The organism is Micromonospora sp. WMMA1923 (genome assembly GCF_049179195.1).
GTDB classification, from domain to species: Bacteria; Actinomycetota; Actinomycetes; order Mycobacteriales; family Micromonosporaceae; genus Micromonospora; species Micromonospora yangpuensis.
Genome location: NZ_JBMHLZ010000001.1, coordinates 6,088,967 through 6,109,690 on the forward strand (window position 1 = coordinate 6,088,967; position 20,724 = coordinate 6,109,690).

19 protein-coding genes and 1 pseudogene are annotated in these 20,724 nt (G+C 73.0%); 10 read left to right on the top strand and 10 right to left on the bottom strand.

The features are described 5' to 3' along the window. Window positions 1-48 precede the first annotated feature (48 nt). The gene (locus tag ACN28G_RS27755) at window positions 49-1,395 is read right to left on the bottom strand and encodes a hypothetical protein (RefSeq protein WP_421480684.1); all 1,347 of its coding nucleotides are present in this window, start codon (window positions 1,393-1,395) and stop codon (window positions 49-51) included. Window positions 1,396-1,645: 250 nt separating this feature from the next. Here ACN28G_RS27755 and ACN28G_RS27760 point away from each other — a divergent pair, with 250 nt between their 5' ends. Together ACN28G_RS27760 and ACN28G_RS27765 are read left to right on the top strand one after the other, a co-directional pair. Further along, window positions 1,646-1,837, top strand: a complete 192-nt coding sequence (locus ACN28G_RS27760; RefSeq protein WP_091433327.1) for a helix-turn-helix transcriptional regulator — start codon at window positions 1,646-1,648, stop codon at window positions 1,835-1,837. Next, window positions 1,827-2,276: a hypothetical protein gene (locus ACN28G_RS27765; RefSeq protein WP_217628760.1), complete on the top strand. Its 450-nt coding sequence runs from the start codon at window positions 1,827-1,829 to the stop codon at window positions 2,274-2,276. The genes ACN28G_RS27760 and ACN28G_RS27765 overlap by 11 nt, the downstream gene beginning before the upstream one ends. Before the next feature lie 99 nt (window positions 2,277-2,375). Here ACN28G_RS27765 and ACN28G_RS27770 read toward each other — a convergent pair whose 3' ends face one another. After that, window positions 2,376-3,944 (bottom strand): C40 family peptidase, encoded by a 1,569-nt coding sequence (locus ACN28G_RS27770; protein ID WP_421480685.1) that lies wholly within the window; start codon window positions 3,942-3,944, stop codon window positions 2,376-2,378. Window positions 3,945-4,196: 252 nt separating this feature from the next. Here ACN28G_RS27770 and mqnE point away from each other — a divergent pair, with 252 nt between their 5' ends. From mqnE to ACN28G_RS27805, 7 genes and pseudogenes are all read left to right on the top strand, one after another. Then, window positions 4,197-5,366, top strand: coding sequence for an aminofutalosine synthase MqnE (mqnE, locus tag ACN28G_RS27775; protein ID WP_421480686.1), 1,170 nt, complete (start codon window positions 4,197-4,199; stop codon window positions 5,364-5,366). A 24-nt stretch (window positions 5,367-5,390) separates the two neighbouring features. After that, window positions 5,391-5,810, top strand: coding sequence for a hypothetical protein (locus ACN28G_RS27780; RefSeq protein ID WP_421480687.1), 420 nt, complete (start codon window positions 5,391-5,393; stop codon window positions 5,808-5,810). 80 nt (window positions 5,811-5,890) lie between these two features. Continuing rightward, entirely contained in the window at window positions 5,891-6,265 is a 375-nt protein-coding gene (locus ACN28G_RS27785; RefSeq protein WP_421480688.1) for a DUF4229 domain-containing protein, read from the top strand. A gap of 149 nt (window positions 6,266-6,414) precedes the next feature. Beyond that, window positions 6,415-7,737: pseudogene (locus ACN28G_RS27790) on the top strand (M14 family metallopeptidase); the annotation flags it as partial. A 442-nt stretch (window positions 7,738-8,179) separates the two neighbouring features. Further along, window positions 8,180-9,115 (top strand): ABC transporter substrate-binding protein, encoded by a 936-nt coding sequence (locus ACN28G_RS27795; protein ID WP_091433348.1) that lies wholly within the window; start codon window positions 8,180-8,182, stop codon window positions 9,113-9,115. 187 nt (window positions 9,116-9,302) lie between these two features. After that, window positions 9,303-10,388: a FecCD family ABC transporter permease gene (locus ACN28G_RS27800; protein ID WP_091445773.1), complete on the top strand. Its 1,086-nt coding sequence runs from the start codon at window positions 9,303-9,305 to the stop codon at window positions 10,386-10,388. A gap of 113 nt (window positions 10,389-10,501) precedes the next feature. Then, entirely contained in the window at window positions 10,502-11,260 is a 759-nt protein-coding gene (locus tag ACN28G_RS27805; RefSeq protein ID WP_421480989.1) for an ABC transporter ATP-binding protein, read from the top strand. Window positions 11,261-11,343: 83 nt separating this feature from the next. Here the strand turns inward: ACN28G_RS27805 and ACN28G_RS27810 are convergent, their stop codons facing one another. The 6 genes from ACN28G_RS27810 to ACN28G_RS27835 all read right to left on the bottom strand — a co-directional run bounded on the left by ACN28G_RS27810 (window position 11,344) and on the right by ACN28G_RS27835 (window position 17,310). Further along, window positions 11,344-12,153, bottom strand: coding sequence for a VOC family protein (locus ACN28G_RS27810; RefSeq protein WP_421480689.1), 810 nt, complete (start codon window positions 12,151-12,153; stop codon window positions 11,344-11,346). A 306-nt stretch (window positions 12,154-12,459) separates the two neighbouring features. Continuing rightward, window positions 12,460-13,197, bottom strand: coding sequence for an ABC transporter permease (locus ACN28G_RS27815; RefSeq protein WP_421480690.1), 738 nt, complete (start codon window positions 13,195-13,197; stop codon window positions 12,460-12,462). Between the two features lie 2 nt (window positions 13,198-13,199). Then, window positions 13,200-14,084: an ABC transporter ATP-binding protein gene (locus ACN28G_RS27820; RefSeq protein ID WP_421480691.1), complete on the bottom strand. Its 885-nt coding sequence runs from the start codon at window positions 14,082-14,084 to the stop codon at window positions 13,200-13,202. Next, window positions 14,081-14,485: a transcriptional regulator gene (locus ACN28G_RS27825; RefSeq protein WP_421480692.1), complete on the bottom strand. Its 405-nt coding sequence runs from the start codon at window positions 14,483-14,485 to the stop codon at window positions 14,081-14,083. Before ACN28G_RS27825 ends, ACN28G_RS27820 begins: the two co-directional genes overlap by 4 nt. Beyond that, complete coding sequence (locus ACN28G_RS27830) at window positions 14,482-15,120, bottom strand: transporter (protein ID WP_421480693.1); 639 nt, start codon at window positions 15,118-15,120, stop codon at window positions 14,482-14,484. The genes ACN28G_RS27825 and ACN28G_RS27830 overlap by 4 nt, the downstream gene beginning before the upstream one ends. Before the next feature lie 138 nt (window positions 15,121-15,258). Then, a complete protein-coding gene (locus tag ACN28G_RS27835) occupies window positions 15,259-17,310 on the bottom strand; it encodes a HelD family protein (protein WP_421480990.1) in 2,052 nt (683 codons plus the stop codon). Window positions 17,311-17,720: 410 nt separating this feature from the next. Here ACN28G_RS27835 and ACN28G_RS27840 point away from each other — a divergent pair, with 410 nt between their 5' ends. Further along, window positions 17,721-18,572: a menaquinone biosynthetic enzyme MqnA/MqnD family protein gene (locus tag ACN28G_RS27840; protein ID WP_421480694.1), complete on the top strand. Its 852-nt coding sequence runs from the start codon at window positions 17,721-17,723 to the stop codon at window positions 18,570-18,572. A 118-nt stretch (window positions 18,573-18,690) separates the two neighbouring features. On the opposite strand, the gene ACN28G_RS27845 is transcribed toward ACN28G_RS27840, so the two are convergent. Then, on the bottom strand, window positions 18,691-19,638 hold the full coding sequence (locus tag ACN28G_RS27845) for a hypothetical protein (protein ID WP_421480695.1): 948 nt from the start codon (window positions 19,636-19,638) through the stop codon (window positions 18,691-18,693). Beyond that, complete coding sequence (locus ACN28G_RS27850) at window positions 19,638-20,597, bottom strand: hypothetical protein (protein ID WP_091433372.1); 960 nt, start codon at window positions 20,595-20,597, stop codon at window positions 19,638-19,640. Before ACN28G_RS27850 ends, ACN28G_RS27845 begins: the two co-directional genes overlap by 1 nt. Between the last annotated feature and the right edge of the window lie 127 nt (window positions 20,598-20,724).

Sequence of the window (20,724 nt, forward strand, 5' to 3'; positions counted from 1 at the left end):
ACCGGCCGTACGGGGGTAGTGGGCGGACTCACCCGCGCGCCGGCCCCGTCAGCCCGCGGCGGCACCGCCCAGCAGGTTGTCCATCAGATCGCTGCCGATCAGTACCACCAGCACGCTGATCGCCACCAGCAGGGTCAGCGCGACGGCGAGCACGATCACCACCCGGGTGTTGCTGGACCGTTGGTTGGACGGCTCCGACCAGCCCTGCGCCAGGATGTGCCCGGTCAGCGAGCCGGAGTTCTCCACCGCCGGATTGCCCGGCGGCAACGAGACCGTGTTGAACCCCGGTCCGTCGGTGCCGCTGCCGTACACCGTGCTGGCCAGGTCCGGGCCGCCGTCGTACCGGCCGGTGGTGTTCGGGGGTGACCAGGTGGAACGGGGCTGGGCCGGCGTCACCGGCGGGGTGGAGACCGGTCGGTTCGGGCTCGCGGACCCGGTTGCGCTGGCGCGGGCGTACGCCGGGGAGGTGGCGGGCGGCGGCGGGAAGGGCGGCGCCGGCATCGGACCGGGCGGTGCCGGCGGCGGGGGGATCCGCGGACCGGGGGGTGGGACCGGCGGGCCGGGCGGCGTCGGCACCGGCGGGGACGGCGCCGGTGCGGGGGGTACGGGCCCGGGGCCGGGGGGTACCGGCGTCGGGACCGGCTCCGGCTCCGGCATGGGCGGGGTAGGTGGCCCGACCGGCTCCGGGGTGGGCTCGGGGGTCGGCGGCCCGACCGGCTCCGGCTCCGGGGTGGGGACGGGCTCGGGGGTGGGGGCGGGTTCGGGCGTGTGCGCGGGCCACGGACTGGGTGCCGGCTCGGGAGTCGAGGCCGGTGGCCGGGCCGGGTCGGCGGAGGCCTGCTCGGTGGAGGCCTGTTCGGCCGGCGCGTGGCCGGTCGGGGTCGACCGGTACACCTTCGGGCTGCTGGCCGGCGTGGCCGACGCGGCGACGGCGTCCGCAGCGTCGGCGGCCGAGATCCGGACCAGCCCGGGTACGGCGGCGCTGGCCCGCGCCGGTCCCGGCTCGGAGCCACCGGTGCGCTGGGCCGGCACCTGGGGTCCGGCCGGCCGGGTGCCCTGGGCCGGGTGGGGTGGCGGGATCGCTCCGGCGGAGGCCGGCGTGGTGCCGCTCGCCACCTGCGGGGCGTCGTCCGACGCGGGGGCGGCGGCCGGTTTCGGGGCTCCGCTGGCCGGCGGTCGTTCCTGCGTGGAGGACCTGGCCCGGTACATGGTGCCGCCGGTGGGGCGGGTCCACCCGGCGTCCTGCGGCGGTGCCGTCCGGTTGGCGACGCTTACCTGCGCCCGGCCGGTGCCGGCGGCGGGTGCCGCGGCCTCCGACGGGCCAGGCTCCCGTCCCGCCGGATCGGGCGTGGGACCGGGGTCCGCCGTCTCCACCGGAACCTGCTGCTCGCCCATGCTCGTCCTCCGCGCCGACGCCCGCGCCCGGACCCGTGAGGTGAGGCCGGGAGTGCTTGGTGTCACGGTGCCATACTCCGGCCGCGCAGCACAGCCGGAGTGAGCCGTTCCGCCGGCCGGTCGCCGGAGTCGACGACCGCCGAGCCACCGCGCGATCGGGTACGCCATCTCGGGTGACAAGTGACCTTGACATGGACGCCCGCGTCAAGCAGTCTTGACTAGACAAGGTTGCTTGACACATTGGGCGGGCATGAGAAACGACCTTCGAGAGTTACGGCTGGCAGCCGGGCTGTCCCAGCGGGAGTTGGGCCAGGTGCTGAACGTCTCGCGGCAGACCGTCAACTCGATCGAGACCGGCCGTTACGACCCGTCACTTCCGCTGGCGATCGCCATCGCCCGGCACTTCCAGCGCACCGTGGAGGAGATCTTTCATGTCGACTGAGCGGCACGTATCCGAGACCCGGGAGCGGGGCGGCAGGCAGCCGGTCATCTTCCTCGGGCTTCTGCTGGTGATCCTGGCGGTGGTGGTGCCCACCGGTCTGTTGCTGCGCGAACACGGCCCCGGGAACATGGGCTCGGGCTTCCTGATGGGGGCGGCCGTCGGGCTGGTCGGCGTCGCGGTGGGGTTCTGGCGACTGACCAGGCGGCCGGACCGGGCGACCACCTTCGAGCGGGCCTGGACCCAGACCGGCGACGAACGGGACGACGCGGTGCTCACCCGCTCCCTGGCGGTCCTCGGCCTGCTCGCCGTCCCGCTCACCGGCGTCGCCGCGATCGCGATCGGGCTCGGCGCCCCGGTGGAGATGATGCTCGCCCTGCTGCTCCTGGCCCAGGCCGCGGTGGGGGCGACCGCCTTCACCGTGATCAACCGCCGTAGCTAGCGGCACCCCACCGCCGTAGCTGGCGGCGCCCCACCGCCGTAGCTGGCGGCACCCCACCGCCGTAGCTGGCGGCACCCCACCGCCGTGGCTGGCCCAGGGTCAGTCGGCCCGGCTGGTGCCCGGTGCCGGCGTCGGGGTCTCGGCGGCCGACTCGCCGCTGCCCTGCGGGGTGGGCGTGCTGCTGGCCGAGACCGACGGCGACGGCGACTCCGACTCGGTGGGCGTCGGCGTCGGGGCCGGCGTGGTCGGCGTGGTTGACGGCGACGGGGTCACCGGTGGCTTCGTGGTCGGCGGCGTGGTCGGCGTCGGCGTCGGCTTGGTGGTCGGCGTCGGGATCGGCTTCGGCGGCGTACTCGGCTCGGGGGTGGGCTTCGGCGCCGGCGGCTTCGGGGGCTTCGGCGCGGGCGGCACCGGTGCCGGCGTGGGCTTGCCGGGCACCGCGCCGATCACCCGGGTCGCCGCGTACAGCCGCGACCAGCCGACGGGGGAGATCTTCACCACGTCGCCGGTGGTGGGCGCGTGCACCATCCGGCCGTCGCCGATGTACATCCCCATGTGGTGGATCGACTGCCAGCTGCTGCCCGAGGCGAAGAAGACCAGGTCACCCGGGAGCAGGTCGCTGCGGCCCACCGTCCGGGAACGGGTGGCGTGGTACTGGTCCCGGGCCACCCGGGGAAGGTCGAAGTAGTCGGCGCCCTTCGACCGGTACGCGGCCCAGACCAGGCCGGAGCAGTCGAACGTGTCCGGCCCCTCGGCACCCCAGACGTACGGGTCGCCGCGCTGGGCCAGCGCGTACCGCACCGCCGCCATCGCCCGGGGGTGCGCGGTCGCTCCGTCGCCGCTGCCCGCGTTGACGTACTCGGTGCCGAGCCGCTGCTCGGCGGCGTCCTGCTGGCGCTCGATCTGGACCAGCTGGGCGGCGTTGTCCTTGCGCAGCTTGAGCAGCTGCGTCTCCTGGGTACGGCGTTGCTGCTCGACCGTGGCGAACTGGGTCTGAGCGCCCTTGGCCCGGGACTCGGCGGCGGTGAAGGCCTCCACGGCCACCCGCTCGCCGTTGCGGGCCCGGGTCAGCTCGCCACTGGTGGCCGTGCTGGCCCCGGTCACCTTGTCGCCGCGGGCGATCCGTTGGAGCTGGCCGAGCTCGTGCAGGTCCTGCCCGAACTCGCCGGACGGCAGCGCGGCGGCGGCCTTGAGGGTGTCCGCCGCGGCGACGTCGACCTTCCGCTGGGCCTCGGTGAGGGCCTGGCGGGCCAGCTCCAGGTTCTGCGTGGCGGTGGCCAGCTGGGACTGCGCCTCGGTCCGCTGCTGTTCGAGGGTGAGCAGTTGGTCACCGAGCAGCCCGAGCTGGGTCTGGGCGGTGTTGATCTGCATCGCCAACGGGCCGGTGGCGAGGTTGACGACCGGCGTGGCCGGTGCGCCCGGGGCCCCCGGCAGGACCGGGGTGCCGGCGCCCGGCTGTCCGCCCGGCAGCTGCAGTCCGCCGGCGGCGACCGGGCGGGACCCGGAGTCGGGCACCGTGGTCGGCAGGGCCGGCTCGGCGTATGCCGGTGCGCTCAACACGGCTGCGGCGACGGCACCGAGTAGGGCAGCCCAGAGCCTCGGCCGCAGCACCGGCGAGATCACCGGGCTGCTCCGTCGCCGTCGTCGCCCGTGCCCGCTGTCGACCATTCCGCTCCTCGTCCCGCGCTGGTCGCGCCGGTGGGCGCGCCGATCGGGGGCGCTGCGGCCGGTGTGCGCAGCCAGTGTGTGTCGCCCCCCTAGTTTTCCTACCGCACCACGCTGCCGATGTCGATGCGTGCGGGGGTAACAGGATCCTGAGAGTGCGGTGAACTGCGTCGCTGATGGCCGACCGTACTGCCGGCTACTCGTCCGTTCGACGTAGGCTCGACCCGGACCGCAGTGGAAGGGACGTGGCTTTCGATGGACGCCGGACTCAAGCGTGAGCTCGAAGCGAAGGTGTACGCGGGCGAGCGGCTGACCCGCGAGGACGGGATCGCCCTCTACGACAGCGACGACCTCGCCTGGCTGGGACGGTTGGCCCACCACCGGCGCACCGAGCTCAACGGCGACCGGGTGATGTTCAACGTCAACCGGCACCTCAACCTGACCAACGTGTGTAGCGCGAGCTGCGCGTACTGCTCGTTCCAGCGCAAGCCGGGCGAGAAGGACGCGTACACGATGCGCATCGACGAGGCGGTCCGCAAGGCCAAGGAGATGGAGGACGAGCAGCTCACCGAGCTGCACATCGTCAACGGCCTGCACCCCACCCTGCCCTGGCGCTACTACCCCAAGGTGCTGCGGGAGCTGAAGGCCGCGCTGCCGAACGTCAAGCTCAAGTGCTTCACCGCGACCGAGGTGCAGTGGTTCGAGAAGATCAGCGGGCTGACCGCGGACGAGATCCTCGACGAGCTGATGGACGCCGGCCTGGAGTCGTTGACCGGCGGCGGCGCGGAGATCTTCGACTGGGAGGTCCGGCAGCACATCGTCGACCACGCCTGCCACTGGGAGGACTGGTCGCGGATCCACGCGCTGGCCCACGCCAAGGGGATGCAGACCCCGGCGACGATGCTCTACGGCCACATCGAGGAGCCCCGGCACCGGGTCGACCACGTGCTCCGGCTGCGTGAGCTGCAGGACGAGACCGGCGGCTTCGCGGTCTTCATCCCGCTGCGCTACCAGCACGACTTCGTCGACTCCGCGGACGGCAAGATCCGTAACCGGATCCAGGCCCGCACCACGATGGCCGCGCCGGCCGAGTCGCTGAAGACCTTCGCCGTCTCCCGGCTGCTCTTCGACAACGTCCCGCACCTGAAGAACTTCTGGGTGATGCACGGGCTGTCGGTGGCCCAGTTGTCGCTGAACTTCGGCGTCGACGACCTGGACGGCTCGGTGGTCGAATACAAGATCACCCACGACGCCGACTCGTACGGCACGCCGAACACCATGCACCGCGACGACCTGCTGCACCTGATCTGGGACGCCGGTTTCCGGCCGGTCGAGCGCAACACCCGCTACGAGGTGGTCCGGGAGTACGACCCCGCCCCGTCACTGGCCGAGCGCCGCGCCGAGCCGCAACAGGTCTGGGCCTGACCGCACCCGTACGCTGACCACGACATGAGTGAAGCTGGCGGGTTTCCCCGACGTGACACCGACGGGCGCATCCTCACCCTGGGCGACCTGCTCGGGGTGAGCCTCGCCGGGGTGGTCATCGGGGTGCTGGCGCTGGTGCTGTTCGACGCCGCCTTCGCGTCCTTCGGCGCGGGCGACTTCGGCAGCGCCAACGGCTGGCTGGCGATCATCCTGCCGGCCTGGCTGTTCTGGGACGACTTCCGGGCCTGGGAGTTCGGCGCGGCCCGGGTGGTCGCGGCGCTGGTGGCCGCGGTGACCGGGGTGCTGGCCGGGCTGCTGGTGGCCGGGCTGGCCGCCGGGCTGCCCGCGTTGGCCTCCGGCGCGCTCGCGGCGGCGGCCTTCGCCGTGGCGTACGCGACCATCTGGTTCCCCGGCGTCCGCTGGCTGGCCCGCCGGACCGGTTGACCTTCGCGCCGGGCCCGCCCGGTTGACCTTCGCGCCGGGCCTGCCCGGTGGACCTGGAAAGTGGGAGAGGGAGTGGCGACGTGAGCGCGGCGCTGAAGTACACACTGGGCCGGATCGGGCTGTTCGTCGTGGTGCTGGGGGCGCTCTGGCTGGTCGACATGAGCGTCTTCCTGCGGTTGCTGCTGGCGTTGGTCTTCTCCGCCGCGCTCTCCTTCTTCCTGCTCGGCAGCTGGCGCAACGAGATGGCCGAGGAGATGGCCGGCGCGGCGACCCGCCGCCGGACCGAGAAGGAGCGGCTCCGTTCCGCCCTGGCCGGCGAGGACCAGCCCGCCACTGAGGACCGACCCGGCGGAAACCGGCCCACCGATGGGGACCGGCCCACCGCCGGGGACCGGCCCACCACTGGGGACCAGCCCGCCGACGAGCGGCCCGGCCCGTCCGGCGGGCGGGACTGACGTGCGGGTTCCGGTCGACGGGGGCAGGATACCGCCGGGATGATGACGTGCTCGGGATGAGAGCCGCAGCGAAGGACATTGATATGACCATGTGAGTGGGTGCCGAAGGTCGCCGCAGAACGCGGCGCGCCGCACCCGAGGAGGCTCGCATGATCCGTACCCCCCTCCGTCGCCGGCTGGCGTTGGCTGTGGTCACCGGCTTGGCCCTGGTGACCGCCGTCAGCGCACCGGTCGCCGCCCGGCCCGCCCCGGAACGCGCCGCCGAGCCGGCCGCCACCGGCTACCGGGTGCTCGGTCCGCGTACCGTCGCCGACCGCACCGCGGTCGCCGGCACCGGTGCCGCCATCGACTACGTCGAGCACGGCGTGCTGCACGTCTCGGCCACCCGGGCCGAGGCCGCCGCGATCACCCGGCTCGGCTTCCGGCTGGAGGCGGTCCCCGCGCCCCCGGTCCACGAGCACGACCACGCCACCGACGGGGTCGGCACCACGGCCTTCCCGCCGGCCGACAGCAACTACCACGACTACGCGGAGCTGACCGCCGTGGTGAACAAGGTCGTCGCGGACCACCCGAGCATCGCGCGCAAGATCAGCATCGGTCGGTCGTACGAGGGACGCGACCTGATGGCGGTGAAGATCTCCGACAACGTCGGCACCGACGAGAACGAGCCGGAGATCCTCTTCAACTCACAGCAGCACGCCCGCGAGCACCTCACCGTCGAGATGGCGATCTACCTGCTGAACCTCTTCACCGACTCGTACGGCACCGACTCCCGGGTGACCAACATCGTCAACACCCGGGAACTCTGGATCGTGCCGACGGTCAACCCCGACGGCAGCGAGTACGACATCGCCACCGGCTCGTACCGCTCCTGGCGCAAGAACCGGCAGCCCAACAGCGGTACGACGGCGGTCGGCACCGACCTGAACCGCAACTGGTCCTACCAGTGGGGCTGCTGCGGCGGCTCGTCGGGCGTGAAGTCGTCGGAGACCTACCGGGGCCCGTCGGCCTTCTCCGCACCGGAGACCACCGCGCTGCGCAACTTCGTCAACGGCCGGGTCGTCGGCGGGGTGCAGCAGATCAAGGCGAACATCGACTTCCACACCTACTCCCAGTTGGTGCTCTGGCCGTTCGGCTACACGTACAACAACACCGCCACCGGCATGACCGCCGACCAGTACAACACCTTCGCCACGCTCGGCCAGCAGATGGCGGCCACCAACGGCTACACCCCGCAGCAGTCCAGCGACCTCTACATCACCGACGGCGACAGCATCGACTGGATGTGGGGGCAGCACAAGATCTGGGCGTACACCTTCGAGATGTACCCCGGCTCGGCCTCCGGGGGCGGCTTCTACCCGCCCGACGAGGTGATCCCGGCGCAGACCTCCCGTAACAAGGAGGCGGTGCTGCTGCTCAGCGAGTACGCCGACTGCCCCTACCGCGCCATCAACAAACAATCCCAATACTGCTAACCCCTGGTAAGGAAGGGCCCCTTGTTAACGCTTTCTGTATAGGAAGGGGCCCTTCCAAACACCTGGGCCGGGCACCCGGCGGGCTTCGGCGGTGGTGTCCAGGTCACCCCGCGCCACCTGCGGGAAAGAGCATCCTGCGCAGGTGCGCTACGGTGCTACCGATCGTCCGCAGCGAAGCCGGTGCGAAACCGGCGCTGTCCCGCAACTGTGATGCCCCAGCCGCGGCGTCCGGCCCCTCCGGCCGGCGCCGTTCGGCGTGCCCGGCCGTCCGGCCGGGGTCGATCGGATCGGCCCACCGGCCGGACCGGTACGGGGATGAGCCAGGTCGCCTGCGGCGCGGTCGCGATACGCGCTCTCGAGGAAGGGCGCCTCGCCCATGGGCGGCCCCGGTCCCCTGTCGGCGAAGCACCAGACTCCTCGACCGACAGGAGGCACCAGCATGTCCAGACGTACCCCCAGGTTGTTCACCGCGGCGATCGCGGTGGCCGCGCTCGCGCTCGGCGGCTGCGCCCAGGGCGGCTCCGACGAGCCCGCCGCCGGCCCCACCCCGGGCGGCGCCGCCTACCCGGTGACGGTCGGCGAGCTGACCCTCGACAAGCGGCCCGAGCGGATCGTCTCGCTCTCGGCCACCGCCACCGAGATGCTCTTCGCCATCGGCGCGGGCAGCCAGGTCACCGCCGTCGACGACCAGTCGAACTTCCCGGCGGACGCCCCGAAGAGCGACCTGTCCGGCTTCCAGCCGAACGCCGAGGCGATCACCGCGAAGGACCCCGACCTGGTGGTCCTCTCCAACGACATGAACAAGATCGTCGACCAGCTGACCAAGCTGAAGATCCCGGTCTTCCTGGCCCCGGCGGCGACCACGCTTGACGACTCGTACCGGCAGATCACCGAGCTGGGCGCGCTCACCGGCAACGTCGACGCCGCCGCCGACCTGACCACCCGGATGCGCGACGAGATCACCAAACTGGTCGCGGACCTGCCGCAACGGGCGGAGAAGCTGACGTACTACCACGAGCTGGGGCCGGAGCTGTACAGCGCGACCAGCAAGACCTTCATCGGCTCGCTCTACGCCCAGGTCGGACTGACCAACATCGCCGACGCCGCGGACGCCGACGGCAAGCAGGGCGGCTACCCGCAGCTCTCCCAGGAGTCCATCATCAAGGCGGACCCGGACTTCGTCTTCCTCGCCGACACCAAGTGCTGCCAGCAGTCGGCGGAGACGGTCAAGGCGCGCAGCGGCTGGTCCGGCCTGACCGCGGTCAAGAACAACCAGGTAGTCGCCCTGGATGACGACATCGCCTCCCGGTGGGGCCCGCGCGTGGTCGACCTGCTCCGGTCGATCGTCGACGCGGTCGCCAAGGTGCCGGCGTGACCTGGTCCGCCGTCGGTTACCGCAGGTCGACCCGGCCTTGATCCGACCGCGAGCCGCGCGACCGGCGGTGCCGGCCGGTCCGGGCAAATCGGCCGGTCCGGGTCCGTCGGCCGGTCCGGGCAAGTCGGCCGGTCCGGGTCCGTCGGCCGGCGCGGGCAGATCGGCGGGTCCGGGCCCGGCTGCGGGTTTGGGCAAAACGGCGGGGCCGGCCCGGTCGGCCGGTTCGGCCAGCGCGCCCGCCGGACTGCGGGCGCGCTGGCTGGTCGCCGGTATCGCCGCCGTCGGGCTCGCGCTCGTCGCCGGTGTCTCGTTCGGCCCGGTCAGCCTTCCGCCGGGCAGCGTCGCGGTCGAGCTGCTCAACCTCATTCCCGGGGTACGCCTGGAGAGCGGCCTGACCGAGCGCGAGATCGCCATCATCACCGAGCTACGGCTGCCCCGGGCCGTACTCGGTCTGCTCGTCGGTGGACTGCTCGCCCTGGCCGGCGGCTGCTACCAGGGCGTCTTCCGCAACCCGCTGGCCGACCCGTACCTGCTGGGGGTGGCGGCCGGGGCCGGCCTGGCGGTCACCGCGGCGATCGCCCTGCGCGGCGGCGGGGACGGGTCGGGCAGCATGCCGGTGACGATCCCGCTGGCCGCGTTCGTCGGCGCGCTCGGCGCGGTGCTGATGACCTACCTGCTGGGCGCGGCCGGCGACCGGGGCCGCTCCCCGGCGACGCTGATCCTGGCCGGGGTCGCCGTCTCCGCGTTCCTCTCCGCCGGGCAGACCTACCTGCTGCAACGCAACGCCGACAGCATCCAGCTGGTCTACTCCTGGCTGCTCGGGCGGCTGGCCACCGCCGGTTGGGCCGACGTCCGGTTGGTGCTGCCGTACTTCCTGGTCACCGTGGTCGTGGTGCTGCTGCACCGGCGGGAACTGGACGTGCTCTCCCTCGGCGACGACGAGGCCAGCAGCCTGGGCCTGCACCCGCAACGTTCCCGGTACCTGCTGGTCGCCGCCGCCTCGCTCGGCACCGCCGCGGCGGTCTCCGCCACCGGCCTGATCGGGTTCGTCGGGATCATCGTGCCGCACGCGGTACGGCTGCTCGCCGGCTCGAGCTACCGGGTGATCCTGCCGCTGTCCCTGCTCTTCGGGGGTGCCTTCCTGGCGCTGACCGACGTGATCGCCCGGACCGCCGCCGCCCCGGCCGAGGTACCGATCGGCGTGGTCACCGCACTGCTCGGCGGGCCGTTCTTCGTCCTGGTCCTGCGCACCACCCGCCGGATGCTCTCGTGACCCCGGATCCCGCCGGTCCCGCCGACCCCGCCGGCACTGTCGGCCCCGCCGGCACTGTCGGCCCCGCCGGCACTGTCGACCCCGCCGACCCCGCCGGGGCGGCGGCCGTCGAGGTGCGGCAGTTGCGGGTGGAGTTGGGCGGGGTGCCGGTGCTGACCGGGGTCGACCTCACCGTCGCCCCCGGCGAGTGGGTCACCGTGATCGGCCCGAACGGCGCCGGCAAGTCGACCCTGCTGCGGGCCGTCGGCGGCCTGCTGCCCGCGCCGGACGCCATCTGGCTCTTCGGTACGCCGAGCGCCCGCCTGCGCCGTCGCGACCGGGCCCGGGTGGTGGCCACTGTCCCGCAGTCGCCGGTCGTGCCGCCCGGAATGGCGGTGCTGGACTACGTCCTGCTCGGGCGTACCCCGTACATCCCCCCGCTGGGGCGGGAGTCAGCGGCCGACCTGGCCGTGGTGCACGAGGTCCTCCGCCGGCTCGACCTGCTCGGCTTCGAACGTCGTGAGCTGGCCACCCTCTCCGGTGGGGAACGGCAGCGGGTCTTCCTGGCCCGGGCGCTGGCCCAGGGCGCCACCCTGCTGCTGCTCGACGAGCCGACCAGCGCGCTGGACATCGGCCACCAGCAGGAGGTGCTGGAGCTGGTCGACCAGCTCCGCCGGGAGCACGGGCTTACCGTGCTGGCCACCATGCACGACCTCTCGGTCGCCGGGGAGTACGCCGACCGGCTGGTGCTGCTCTCCGCCGGTCAGGTGGCCGCCGTCGGCCCGCCCCGGGAGGTGCTCACCGAAGACCTCCTGGGCACCCACTACCGGGCCACCGTCCGGGTGATCCAGGGCGAACACGGCCCCCTGGTAGTCCCCGTCCGCCCCCGCTGAGGTGTAAGGAAGGGCCCCCTGTTAACGCTTTCGGTAGAGAGGGGTTCCCTTCTCACGATCGGGTGTTAAGAAGGGGCCCTTCCTTACCGCTGGGGGTGGAGGGTGATGACGGAGAAGAGGGCGCCGTGGGGATCGCGGAGCGCGGCGATCCGGCCGACCGGGAGGTGCCAGGGTGGCACCAGGATCTCGCCGCCCAGCTCCACGGCCTGCTCGGCGGCGGCGTCGGTGTCGGTGACCGCGAAGTACACCGACCAGTACGCCGGCAGGTCGGCGGGGTAGCCGTCACCCAGCGGCGGCATCATCCCGGCGACGATCCGGCTGCCGCACCGCCAACCGGTGTAGGGGACCGGGTCCATCGGTTGCTCCTCCGGCTGCCAGCCGAAGACCAGCTCGTAGAAGGCCTTCGCCCCCTCGGGGTCGGGGGTGACCAACTCGGTCCAGCTCAACGCCCCGGGCACGTTGAACACCTCGGCTCCGCCCATCGCCATCGGCTGCCACACGCTGAACGCCGCGCCGGCCGGATCGGCGAAGACGGCCATCCGCCCCTGGTCGAAGATCTCCAACGGGGGTACCACGACCTGTCCGCCGGCTTTGGCGACCCGGGTGGCGACCAGGTCGGCGTCGTCCGTGGCCACGTACGTCGACCAGATCGGCACCTGGTCCGGGGTGGCCGGCGGGCCGACCCCGGCGGCGGCCTGCCCGTCCAGCAGGAACGTGGTGTAACCGCCCGCTTCGGGCTGGGGCGAGACCCGGCCGGTCCAGCCGAACAGCCCACCGTAGAACCGTTTGGCCTCCGCCAGGTCCGCGGTGGCCAGGTCGGCCCAGCAGGGGATGCCCGGTGCGACGGCGTTCACGCTGACCCCTCTCGGCCGGTGACGGCTCCCTGCCGGCATCGTGGCACCGCCGCGCCGGCCGGCGCAGCCGAACCGGCCAGAAGCCCCCGCACACCCGGCGCCGACAGATCCGCGCCGCGCCGCCTCGCGCCGCGCCGCCTCGCGCCGCGCCGCCTCGCGCCGCGCCGCCTCGCGCCGCGCCGCCTCGCGCCGCGCCGCCTCGCGCCGCCTCGCGCCGCGCTACCCCGCGTCACGCCGGACCGCCCGGACCAGACCGGACGGCCCGGACCAGACCGGACGGCCCGGGCCGGCCCGCCCCCGTTGCGTTCCGGGCCGGCCCAGGGGCTACCTCACCTCGGTGCCTGGTCAGGTGAACCGACGGCCCTCGTCCCGTCGGTACGCCCAACCGGCGAGCGCGGCCAACACCGCGACCCACACCGCGAGCATGCCGACCGAGAGCGGATCGGGGCGGAAGTCGCCGACCGACGCCCACATCAGTTCGACCGCGCCCCGGGTGGGCAGGTACGGGGCGATCACCTCGATGAAGCCGGGGGCCTGACCGGGTGCGGAGAGCAGCCCACCACCGAAGGCGAGCGGGAAGAACAGCACCTGGGCGACCACGATCGCCGCCTTGCTCGGCAGGGCGTACCCGATGGTCAGCCCCATCAGGGTGAACGGTACCGAGATCACCGCGACCGTGCCGGCGGCCAGCGCGAACCCGGGCAGGCTGATCCGGGCCTCGGTCAGGGTCGCCGCGATCAGCAAAACCGGGATCAGCGAGAAGTAGCTGAGCAGCAGCCCGGCCAGCACCCGACCGGCGAAGCGGGGCGCGGAGCCGACCGGCAGGGTCCGCAGGTACGGGTCCCAGGGCTGGGCGCGGTCCTCGGCGACGCCCACGCCGTACTGGAAGATGTTGGCGCTGAGCACGGAGAAGGTGACCATGGCGGCGGTGGCGAAGGTGGCGGGGGTGGGGTCGTCGCCGGCGAACGGCACCACGAAGAAGAGCATCGCGGCGGCCGGGAAGAACGCGCTGCCCACCACCGCGATCGGGATGCGGACGGTCTCCAACAGTTGGTAACGGGCATGGACCAGGGTGAGCTTCATGGTCAACGACTTCCGATCGGTTGTTCGTCGGCGGTGATGGCGAGGAACGCCTCCTCCAGGCTGGTGGGGCGGACCTCCAGGTCCCGGAACGGCACCCCGCCGGTGACCAGGTCCCGGACCAGCCGGTCGGCGTCGGTGGTGAAGAGGTGGGTACGCCCCTCGGCCCGTTCGACCCGGGTCACGCCGGGCAGTTCCGGCAGGTCGTCGGCGGTCAGGCTGACCCGGCGTACGCCGACCACGTCGCGTACCGCCGCCACCGTGTCGTCGGCGAGCACCCGGCCCCGCCCGATGACCACGACCCGCCGGGCCAGCGCCTCCACCTCTTCGAGGTAGTGGCTGGTCAGCAGCACCGTGCCGCCGTCGGCGTGGAAGGCCCGGACGGCGTCCCAGAGGGTGTGCCGGGCCTCGACGTCCAGTCCGGTGGTCGGCTCGTCGAGCAGTACCAGCCGGGGTCGGCCGACGAAGGCCAACGCCACCGCCAGCCGGCGGCGCTGACCGCCGGAGAGCCCGCCGGTCTGCCGGCGTACCAGGTCGGTGAGGCCGAACCGGTCGAGCAGTTCGCCCCGGGGCACCGGGTCGGGGTAGTGGGCGGAGACGAAGTCGACGACCTCGCCGACCCGCAGCGTGCCGGGTAGGCCGGTCTCCTGCGGGGTGACCCCGACCGACCTGCGGTGGGCCGGGTCGCGGGGATCACCGCCGAAGAGCTGCACCCGGCCGGCGGTGGGTCGGCGCAGCCCGACGAGGAGGTTCATCAGGGTGCTCTTGCCGGCACCGTTCGGGCCGAGCAGCCCGACCAGTTCGCCGGCGGAGACGTCGAGGTCGACGGAGTCCAGGGCGAGCACGTCGCCGTACCGTCGGGTGGCCTGTTCGGCCCGGGCGAGGATCATGTGGTGTCCTTCCGGCCGGCGGTCCCGGCGGGGTCGGTGCGGACGGCGACGCCGGTCGGGCCGGCAACGTCGGCAACGTCGGCGGTCCCGGCGGTAGCAGGGGGGCCGGCAGCCGGGGTGAGCAGGGCGCGGATGGCGTCGGTGTACTCCTCGAAGGCCAACCGGCCCCGCCGGGTCAGGGCGATCAGGGTGGCCGGGGTCCGGCCCCGGTGGGTCTTGGTGACCTCGACGTAGCCGGCGTCCTCCAACTTGCGCAGGTGTACCGAGAGGTTGCCCGGGGTCATGGCGAGGATCTCCTGCAACCGGGGGAAGGCGATCAGGTCGCCCTGGCCGAGGGTGGCGAGGGTGGCGACCACCCGCAGCCGGGCCTGGGCGTGGATCACCGGGTCGAGTTCGGTCACCGGCGGTCCCGTTGGCGCAGCCAGCCGAGCAACCCGGCGAGGATCATCCCGCCGCCACCGGCGACCGCGACGACCAGCGCGTGCCAGCCGGGTCCGGCGACCGAGCCGAGCACGTTGAGCACGGTGATCCAGACGCCGAGCAGGAAGAGCCGACGGTCCAGCCAGACCGCGCCGCCGGCCATGTGCAGCACCCCGGTCAGGCCGACCGACAGGGCCGACCAGAGCAGCCCGGTCAGCTCCGGCGGGAGGCTGTCGGAGACCCGACCGGCGACCGCGAAGACGGTGAGGAAACCCAGGAACCAGGACCAGCCGTACCAGGCGCCGCGTCGGGCGGAGTCCCCGGTGACGTCCCCGTAGGCCCGCGCGCTGGCCACCCCGGAGACGATCCCGGCCGCGCCGAGCAGCACGAAGAGCACGGTCAGCGGCAGCCAGGCGGGCAGGTCGACCAGGACCCGTCCGTTCGGCGAGAAGCGCAGGAAGAAGAGGCCGAACCCGATCAGCCAGGCCAGGCCCCAGGGCCAGTAGTAGGCGCGGGGGTCGGGTTCGAGGCGGCGGGCGGCGGTGGCCTGCTGCTCACGGATCAGGCGCAGGGCGGCGGCCGGGTCAGCCGGCGGAAGCTCGTCTTCGACGTTCACGCAAAGAACTTTAAAACATAAAGTCAAGGGCCTGGGTGCCGGGGCGTGAGGGCCGGGCCGCTGCTCAGCACCGGTGCCGGACGCGGGAGTCGGGTCGGGGCTCAGCCCCGCTGCTGGACGCGGGAGTCGGTTCGGTGCTCAGTCCCCGGCGAGTGGGGCGGGCAGGGGCGCGGTGTGCAGCACGGTCAGCCGGGACACCGCCCGGGTCAGCACCACGTAGAGCCGGTGCAGGCCACGCGGCTCGGCGGCCACGATCGCGGCCGGCTCGACGACCACCACGTGGTCGTACTCCAGGCCCTTGACGTCCGTCGCGGTGACCAGGGTGACCCGCTCGGCGGCCTCGACGTCGTCGGCGGTCGAGGTCGCGACCCCGGCGTCGGTCAGCGCCGCGCGGAGCCCGGCCACCGCGTCGTCGGCGGCGATCACCCCCACCGAGCCGTCGTGCCCGAGCGCCGCGCGCACCTCGGCCACCGTCGCCCCCGGAAGATCGGTCACGGTACGCACATCGAGCGCGCCGTCGCGGCGCAACGACTCGGCCGGGGGTACGTCGACGGCGAGCGCCGGCAGCAGCCGGTTGGCGAACTCCACCACCACGGCGGGTACCCGGAACCCGACGGTCAGCGGCACCACGGCCGCGTCCGGCTTGCCCAGGTGGGCCAGGGACTCCCGCCAGTCGGCGGCGGCCCACGGCGCGGTGCCCTGGGCCAGGTCACCGAGGAGGGTGACCGACCCGTGCTCGCTGCGGCGGGCGATGGCCCGACACTGCATCGGGGAGAGATCCTGCGCCTCGTCGACCACCACGTGCCCGAACCCGGCCGGCCGCTCCAACAACCCGGCGACCTCGTCGATCAGTACCGCGTCCGCCGCGCTCCACCGGGTCGCCTTCGGCGTCCGGCCGACCCGCCCGGACCGCAGCAGCTCCTGCTCGTCCGGGCTGAGCAGCCCGTCGGCGGCGCTGGCCAGCACGGCCGGGTCGGTACGCAGCAGGTGCCACAGCCCCTCGGCGGTCAGTGCCGGCCAGACCGCGTCCAGGAAGGCGGTGACCGGCGTGGCCCGGCCCATCCGGCGCAGCCAGGCGTCCCCGGGCGACTCGGCCCGCCGGGCCTCCGCCTGCCGTTGCAGCAGCCCGACCACCCGGGCCCGGACCCGCTCCCGGCCGGTGGCGTACGGCAGCCCCTCGCGGCGGGTCTCCTCGACGATCCGGTGCAGCGGGTCCAGACCGATCCGCCACCGGAACGAACCGTCGGAGACCATCACCGGTTCGGTGGGCTCGGCGATGTGCCCGTCGACCGCCCGCCGCAGCACCTCGGCCAGCCGTACGTCATGTTTGAGCGCGGCGACCGCCGGGGCGTCCACGGCACGGACCGGAACCCGGGTCAGCAGCCCCTCGACGGTGGCCTGCGCGACCTCGACCTCACCGAGGGCGGGCAGCACCGCCGCGATGTAGGCCAGGAAGGCCCGGTTCGGCCCGACCACCAGCACCCCCGTGCGACGCAGCCGCTCCCGGTGCAGATAGAGCAGGTACGCGGCCCGGTGCAGTCCGACGGCCGTCTTGCCGGTGCCCGGCGCACCCTGCACACAGATCGACACCGCCAGGTCGGCCCGGACCAGCTCGTCCTGCTCGGGCTGGATGGTGGCCACGATGTCCCGCATCGGACCCACCCGGGGGCGCTCGATCTCGGCGGTCAGGATCCGGCTGGCCGTACCCAACTCCTCACCCCGGGCCAGGTGCTCGTCCTCGAAGCTGGTCAGCTCGCCACCGTTGAACCCGAACCGCCGCCGGACCACGACCCCCTGCCGGTCGCGGACACTTGCCCGGTAGAACAACCGGGACAGCGGCGCCCGCCAGTCCAGCACCAGCGGCTCACCCCGCTCGTCGGCGACGTGCCGCCGACCGACGTGGTACACCTGCCCGCCGTGTTCTGCCGGCCCGCCGGGCTCTGCCGGCCCGCCGGGCTCTGCCGGCCCGCCGGGCTCTGCCGGGTCGAGGGTGAGGCGGCCGAAGAAAAGCGGCGCGTCCGGCCGGTCGGCCAGCTCGATCACCCGCCGGGAGAGATGCCGCCCGAGCTGCTCTGCGGTGTACGCGTCCCCGGCGACCCGGTCACCGGTGGCGTACAGCGCCTCGGCGCGTTCCCGCATCCGCCGCAGGGCGGCCCGGGAGCGGGCCAGATGGGCCTGCTCGGCGGCCAGGTGCCCTTGTCCGGCGGCCGGCTGGTCTCGTCCGGCGGCCGGGTGGTCTCGTCCGGTGGCGAGGTGATCGGCGGGGCCGGTGGCGGCGACGTCTGCTGCGGGCACGGTGCACTCCGGGCGTATCGTCCTGTTTGCTCGCGTCTCCGGAGGCGGATGGCCGGCGTCCGGCGCGGGGACGTCCGCTTCGGTGCGTGTCACCTCGGCCGTCAAGCGAGCAACCATGCTAAGCCGGCCCGGGTCACCCCGCCACCGCATTACCGCCCCGTTGAGCCCGGTCAGGCGGCGAAGCGTTACCCGCCTGGGGTTCTCGTCGTTGCTTGTTAGTTCACTGGCCGTCGCGGGATGCGGGGTTGGCCACTCCGGGGGCCACCGGCGGGGGCGTACGACACCGGCGGGGCTACCGTCGGGGGATGGCTGAGCGCATCGCCCGCCCCCGGGTCGGACACATCCAGTTCCTGAACTGCCTGCCGATCTACTGGGGGCTGATGCGCTCCGGCGCGTTGATCGACGTCGACCTGCACAAGGACTCGCCCGACCGCCTCAGCGCCGCGCTGGTCGCCGGTGACCTGGACATCGGGCCGATCTCGCACGTCGAGTACCTGCGGCACGCCGACGAGCTGCTGCTCCTGCCGGACCTCGCGGTGGGCAGCGACGGGCCGGTGCTCTCGGTCAACATCGTCTCCACCCGGCCGCTGGCCGAGCTGGACGGCGGCAAGGTCGCCCTCGGCTCCACCTCACGGACCGGGGTGCTGCTGGCCCAACTGCTGCTCGGTGAGCGGTACGGCGTACGCCCGGAGTACTTCCGCTGCCCGCCCGACCTGACCCAGATGCTGCTGGAGGCCGACGCCGGGGTGCTGATCGGCGACGTGGCGCTGCGGGCGCACTACGAGGCACCCCGCCGGGGGTTGGAGGTCACCGACCTGGGGCAGGCCTGGCGGGAGTGGACCGGGCTGCCGATGGTCTTCGCCGTCTGGGCGGTACGCCGGGACTTCGCCGCCGCCCATCCCGGCCTGGTCAAGGAGGTGCACGAGGCGTTCCGGCGCTCGCGCGACCTCTGCCTGGCCGAGCTGGACCAGGTCGCCGAGGGCGCGGCCCGCTGGGAATCGTTCGACGCGGAGACCCTGGCGTCGTACTTCCGGGTGTTGGACTTCTCGCTCGGCGAGCGTCAGGTGGCCGGGTTGCGGGAGTTCGCGCGCCGGGCCGCGGCGTTGGGTGAGGCTCCGGCGCTGCCGCCGGACGGCCCGGCCTTCTTCACCGGCTGACGCAGTCGCACCCGCTGCCTTGCCTGCTCTGCTCACCCGCCCGGCTGCTGCTTACTGCGGATCCGGGGTGTGAGAGGGGTGCCCCGCTCTACCGAAAGCGTTAACAGGGGGCCCTTCCTTACACGCGGAGGAGGGCTTTGGTGATCTTTTCGCAGTTGTCCATGCCGTACTCGTAGCCCTTGCCGATGGGGTAGCGGACCATCACGCCCATGGTCCAGTCGTCGGCGATGGCCAGGCAGTTGACGTGGATCTCCTGCTCCCGGGTGCGGTCGACCCAGCCGTTCTTGATGGCGATCTGCTTGCGTTCGGCGGCCGGGAAGGCCTTGCGGATGCCGAAGTCGCCGGCGCCCCGGACCTGGCGCATCTCCTTGAGCAGCCAGTCGGTCCACTTCGGGCCGGCGGCGCGCCCGTCGGCGATGCAGGCGCCGAGCCGGGTGGTGTCGCGGGGGGAGAGGTTGGTCCGGCTCCAGCCCCGGTCGGCGGCCGGGCTGCTGTCGGTCATCTCGCAGCGGGAGACCATCCGCTTGATCGAGGCGGACCGGCCGACCTCGGTGTAGAACTGCTCGGCCCGGGTGTTGTCGCTGTCCCGGATGATCAGCGTGGCGTCGGCCAGCTTGCCGTCGCTCGGGGTGCGGTCGTCCTCGTCGGCCTGGCGTAGGTAGTCGGCCACGATCCAGGCCTTGATCAGCGACGCGGTGGTGCTGGTCTCGGACATGTTCTCCGAGCCGGTGATCTTGCCGGTCCGGGTGTCCATGACGCTCCAGCTGTACCAGCCGTCGATGTCCAGGTCCACCTCGGTGCTGCTGAGGTCGAAGGGCAGCGGTGGTGGCGCCGGCGGACTGGGCTTGGCGGTGGGCCGGGAGCTGCGGTCGGTGGGGTTGCCGTCGCGGGTTGCCTGCCCGGGGGCGTCCCCCCAACGGGCGGCGGCGGTCGACTCCAGCGGCGAGCCGGGCAGCAGCCGGAGCGAGACCAGGACCAACCCGACAAGTACGGCGGCGATGGCGATCAGCCGCAGTGCGGAGTTGTCCCCACCGGTGCGGCGTCGGGCCCGTCTCCTGCTGGCCATCAGAGCTTGCCGACCTGGTGCTGCGGCACCTTGAGGGCAGCGCCTGGTTGCGGGGTGACCAGCTGACTGGCGACGGTGGCGCAGGTCTGGGCTCCGTAGTTGAGCCCTCGTTTCTGCGGGTAGCGCAGCAACACGGCAAGACTCCACTTCTCGGTGACGGCAAGACAGTTCACGTGCCAGTTGCCGTCATAGTTCAATGGCGTCCAACCGTTCTTCATGCTGACCGGGCCCTGGTCGAGGATCGAATCGGGTAGCCCGTCGATGATGCCCCACCGTCCGCCGCCCTCGCGCGCCTTCTGGTCCTTCGCGGCGGTGCTGCCGCGCACCTTCGCCATCTCCGCCAGCAGGAACTCGGTGTGCTTCGGCCCGGCGGCCGTGCCGTCGGCGAGGCAGTCGCCGAGGCGGACCGCGTCCCGCGCCGACATCTCGGTGAAGCTCCACCAGCCGACGTACCCGGGCACCTTGCCCGGCTTGGTGTCGGTGAGCTTGCAGGTCTGGACCATCCGTCGGATGGTGCCCGCTCCGCCGACCTCGTTGTAGAGCGTGTTGGCCGCGTCGTCGTTGCTGTCCCGGATCGCCTCGACGATGTGCCGGCGGAAGTTGGCCGGGACCGGCTTGTCACCGAGGTCTTTGAGGTAGGCGGCGGCGAACCACGCCTTGATCATCGACTCGGTGGAGCTGGTCGAGGCCTTGTTCTTCGCGCCGGCGATCTCTCCGGTCTCCCGGTCGAGCAGGGCCCAGGAGAAGAAGTCGCCCTTGAAGCTCACGGTGACCGGGCCGGCCGCCAGGGTCGGTGGCGGCGGTGCGGTGGGCTCGGGGGTGGCCACGCTCTGCGTGCCACCACCGCTGCCTTCGGTGTCGTCGTCACCGGCCAGTTTCGCGTACGCGGTCGGCACCAGCATGACGCCGCCGAGCAGGATCGCCGCGACGGCGAGCACCATGATCACGCGAGGTCGCATGAGTGGGTGAGCTCCAGATGTCAGGGGCCGGGGGGCCGGCCTGGTTGCCGAGTGGCGGGCGAGCCGCCGAGGCCGGGGGAGGGCCTGGTCGTCGGCGGCCTTCGATGGCCGCCCGGGGTGACCGGCA

Bases quoted from the DNA above. Each gene is read 5' to 3' on its own strand.
- ACN28G_RS27755 (WP_421480684.1), bottom strand. From the start codon at position 1,395: ATGGGCGAGCAGCAGGTTCCGGTGGAGACGGCGGACCCCGGTCCCACG.
- ACN28G_RS27760 (WP_091433327.1), top strand. From the start codon at position 1,646: ATGAGAAACGACCTTCGAGAGTTACGGCTGGCAGCCGGGCTGTCCCAG.
- ACN28G_RS27765 (WP_217628760.1), top strand. From the start codon at position 1,827: ATGTCGACTGAGCGGCACGTATCCGAGACCCGGGAGCGGGGCGGCAGG.
- ACN28G_RS27770 (WP_421480685.1), bottom strand. From the start codon at position 3,944: ATGGTCGACAGCGGGCACGGGCGACGACGGCGACGGAGCAGCCCGGTG.
- mqnE (WP_421480686.1), top strand. From the start codon at position 4,197: ATGGACGCCGGACTCAAGCGTGAGCTCGAAGCGAAGGTGTACGCGGGC.
- ACN28G_RS27780 (WP_421480687.1), top strand. From the start codon at position 5,391: ATGAGTGAAGCTGGCGGGTTTCCCCGACGTGACACCGACGGGCGCATC.
- ACN28G_RS27795 (WP_091433348.1), top strand. From the start codon at position 8,180: ATGTCCAGACGTACCCCCAGGTTGTTCACCGCGGCGATCGCGGTGGCC.
- ACN28G_RS27810 (WP_421480689.1), bottom strand. From the start codon at position 12,153: ATGCCGGCAGGGAGCCGTCACCGGCCGAGAGGGGTCAGCGTGAACGCC.
- ACN28G_RS27815 (WP_421480690.1), bottom strand. From the start codon at position 13,197: ATGAAGCTCACCCTGGTCCATGCCCGTTACCAACTGTTGGAGACCGTC.
- ACN28G_RS27820 (WP_421480691.1), bottom strand. From the start codon at position 14,084: ATGATCCTCGCCCGGGCCGAACAGGCCACCCGACGGTACGGCGACGTG.
- ACN28G_RS27840 (WP_421480694.1), top strand. From the start codon at position 17,721: ATGGCTGAGCGCATCGCCCGCCCCCGGGTCGGACACATCCAGTTCCTG.
- ACN28G_RS27845 (WP_421480695.1), bottom strand. From the start codon at position 19,638: ATGGCCAGCAGGAGACGGGCCCGACGCCGCACCGGTGGGGACAACTCC.
- ACN28G_RS27850 (WP_091433372.1), bottom strand. From the start codon at position 20,597: ATGCGACCTCGCGTGATCATGGTGCTCGCCGTCGCGGCGATCCTGCTC.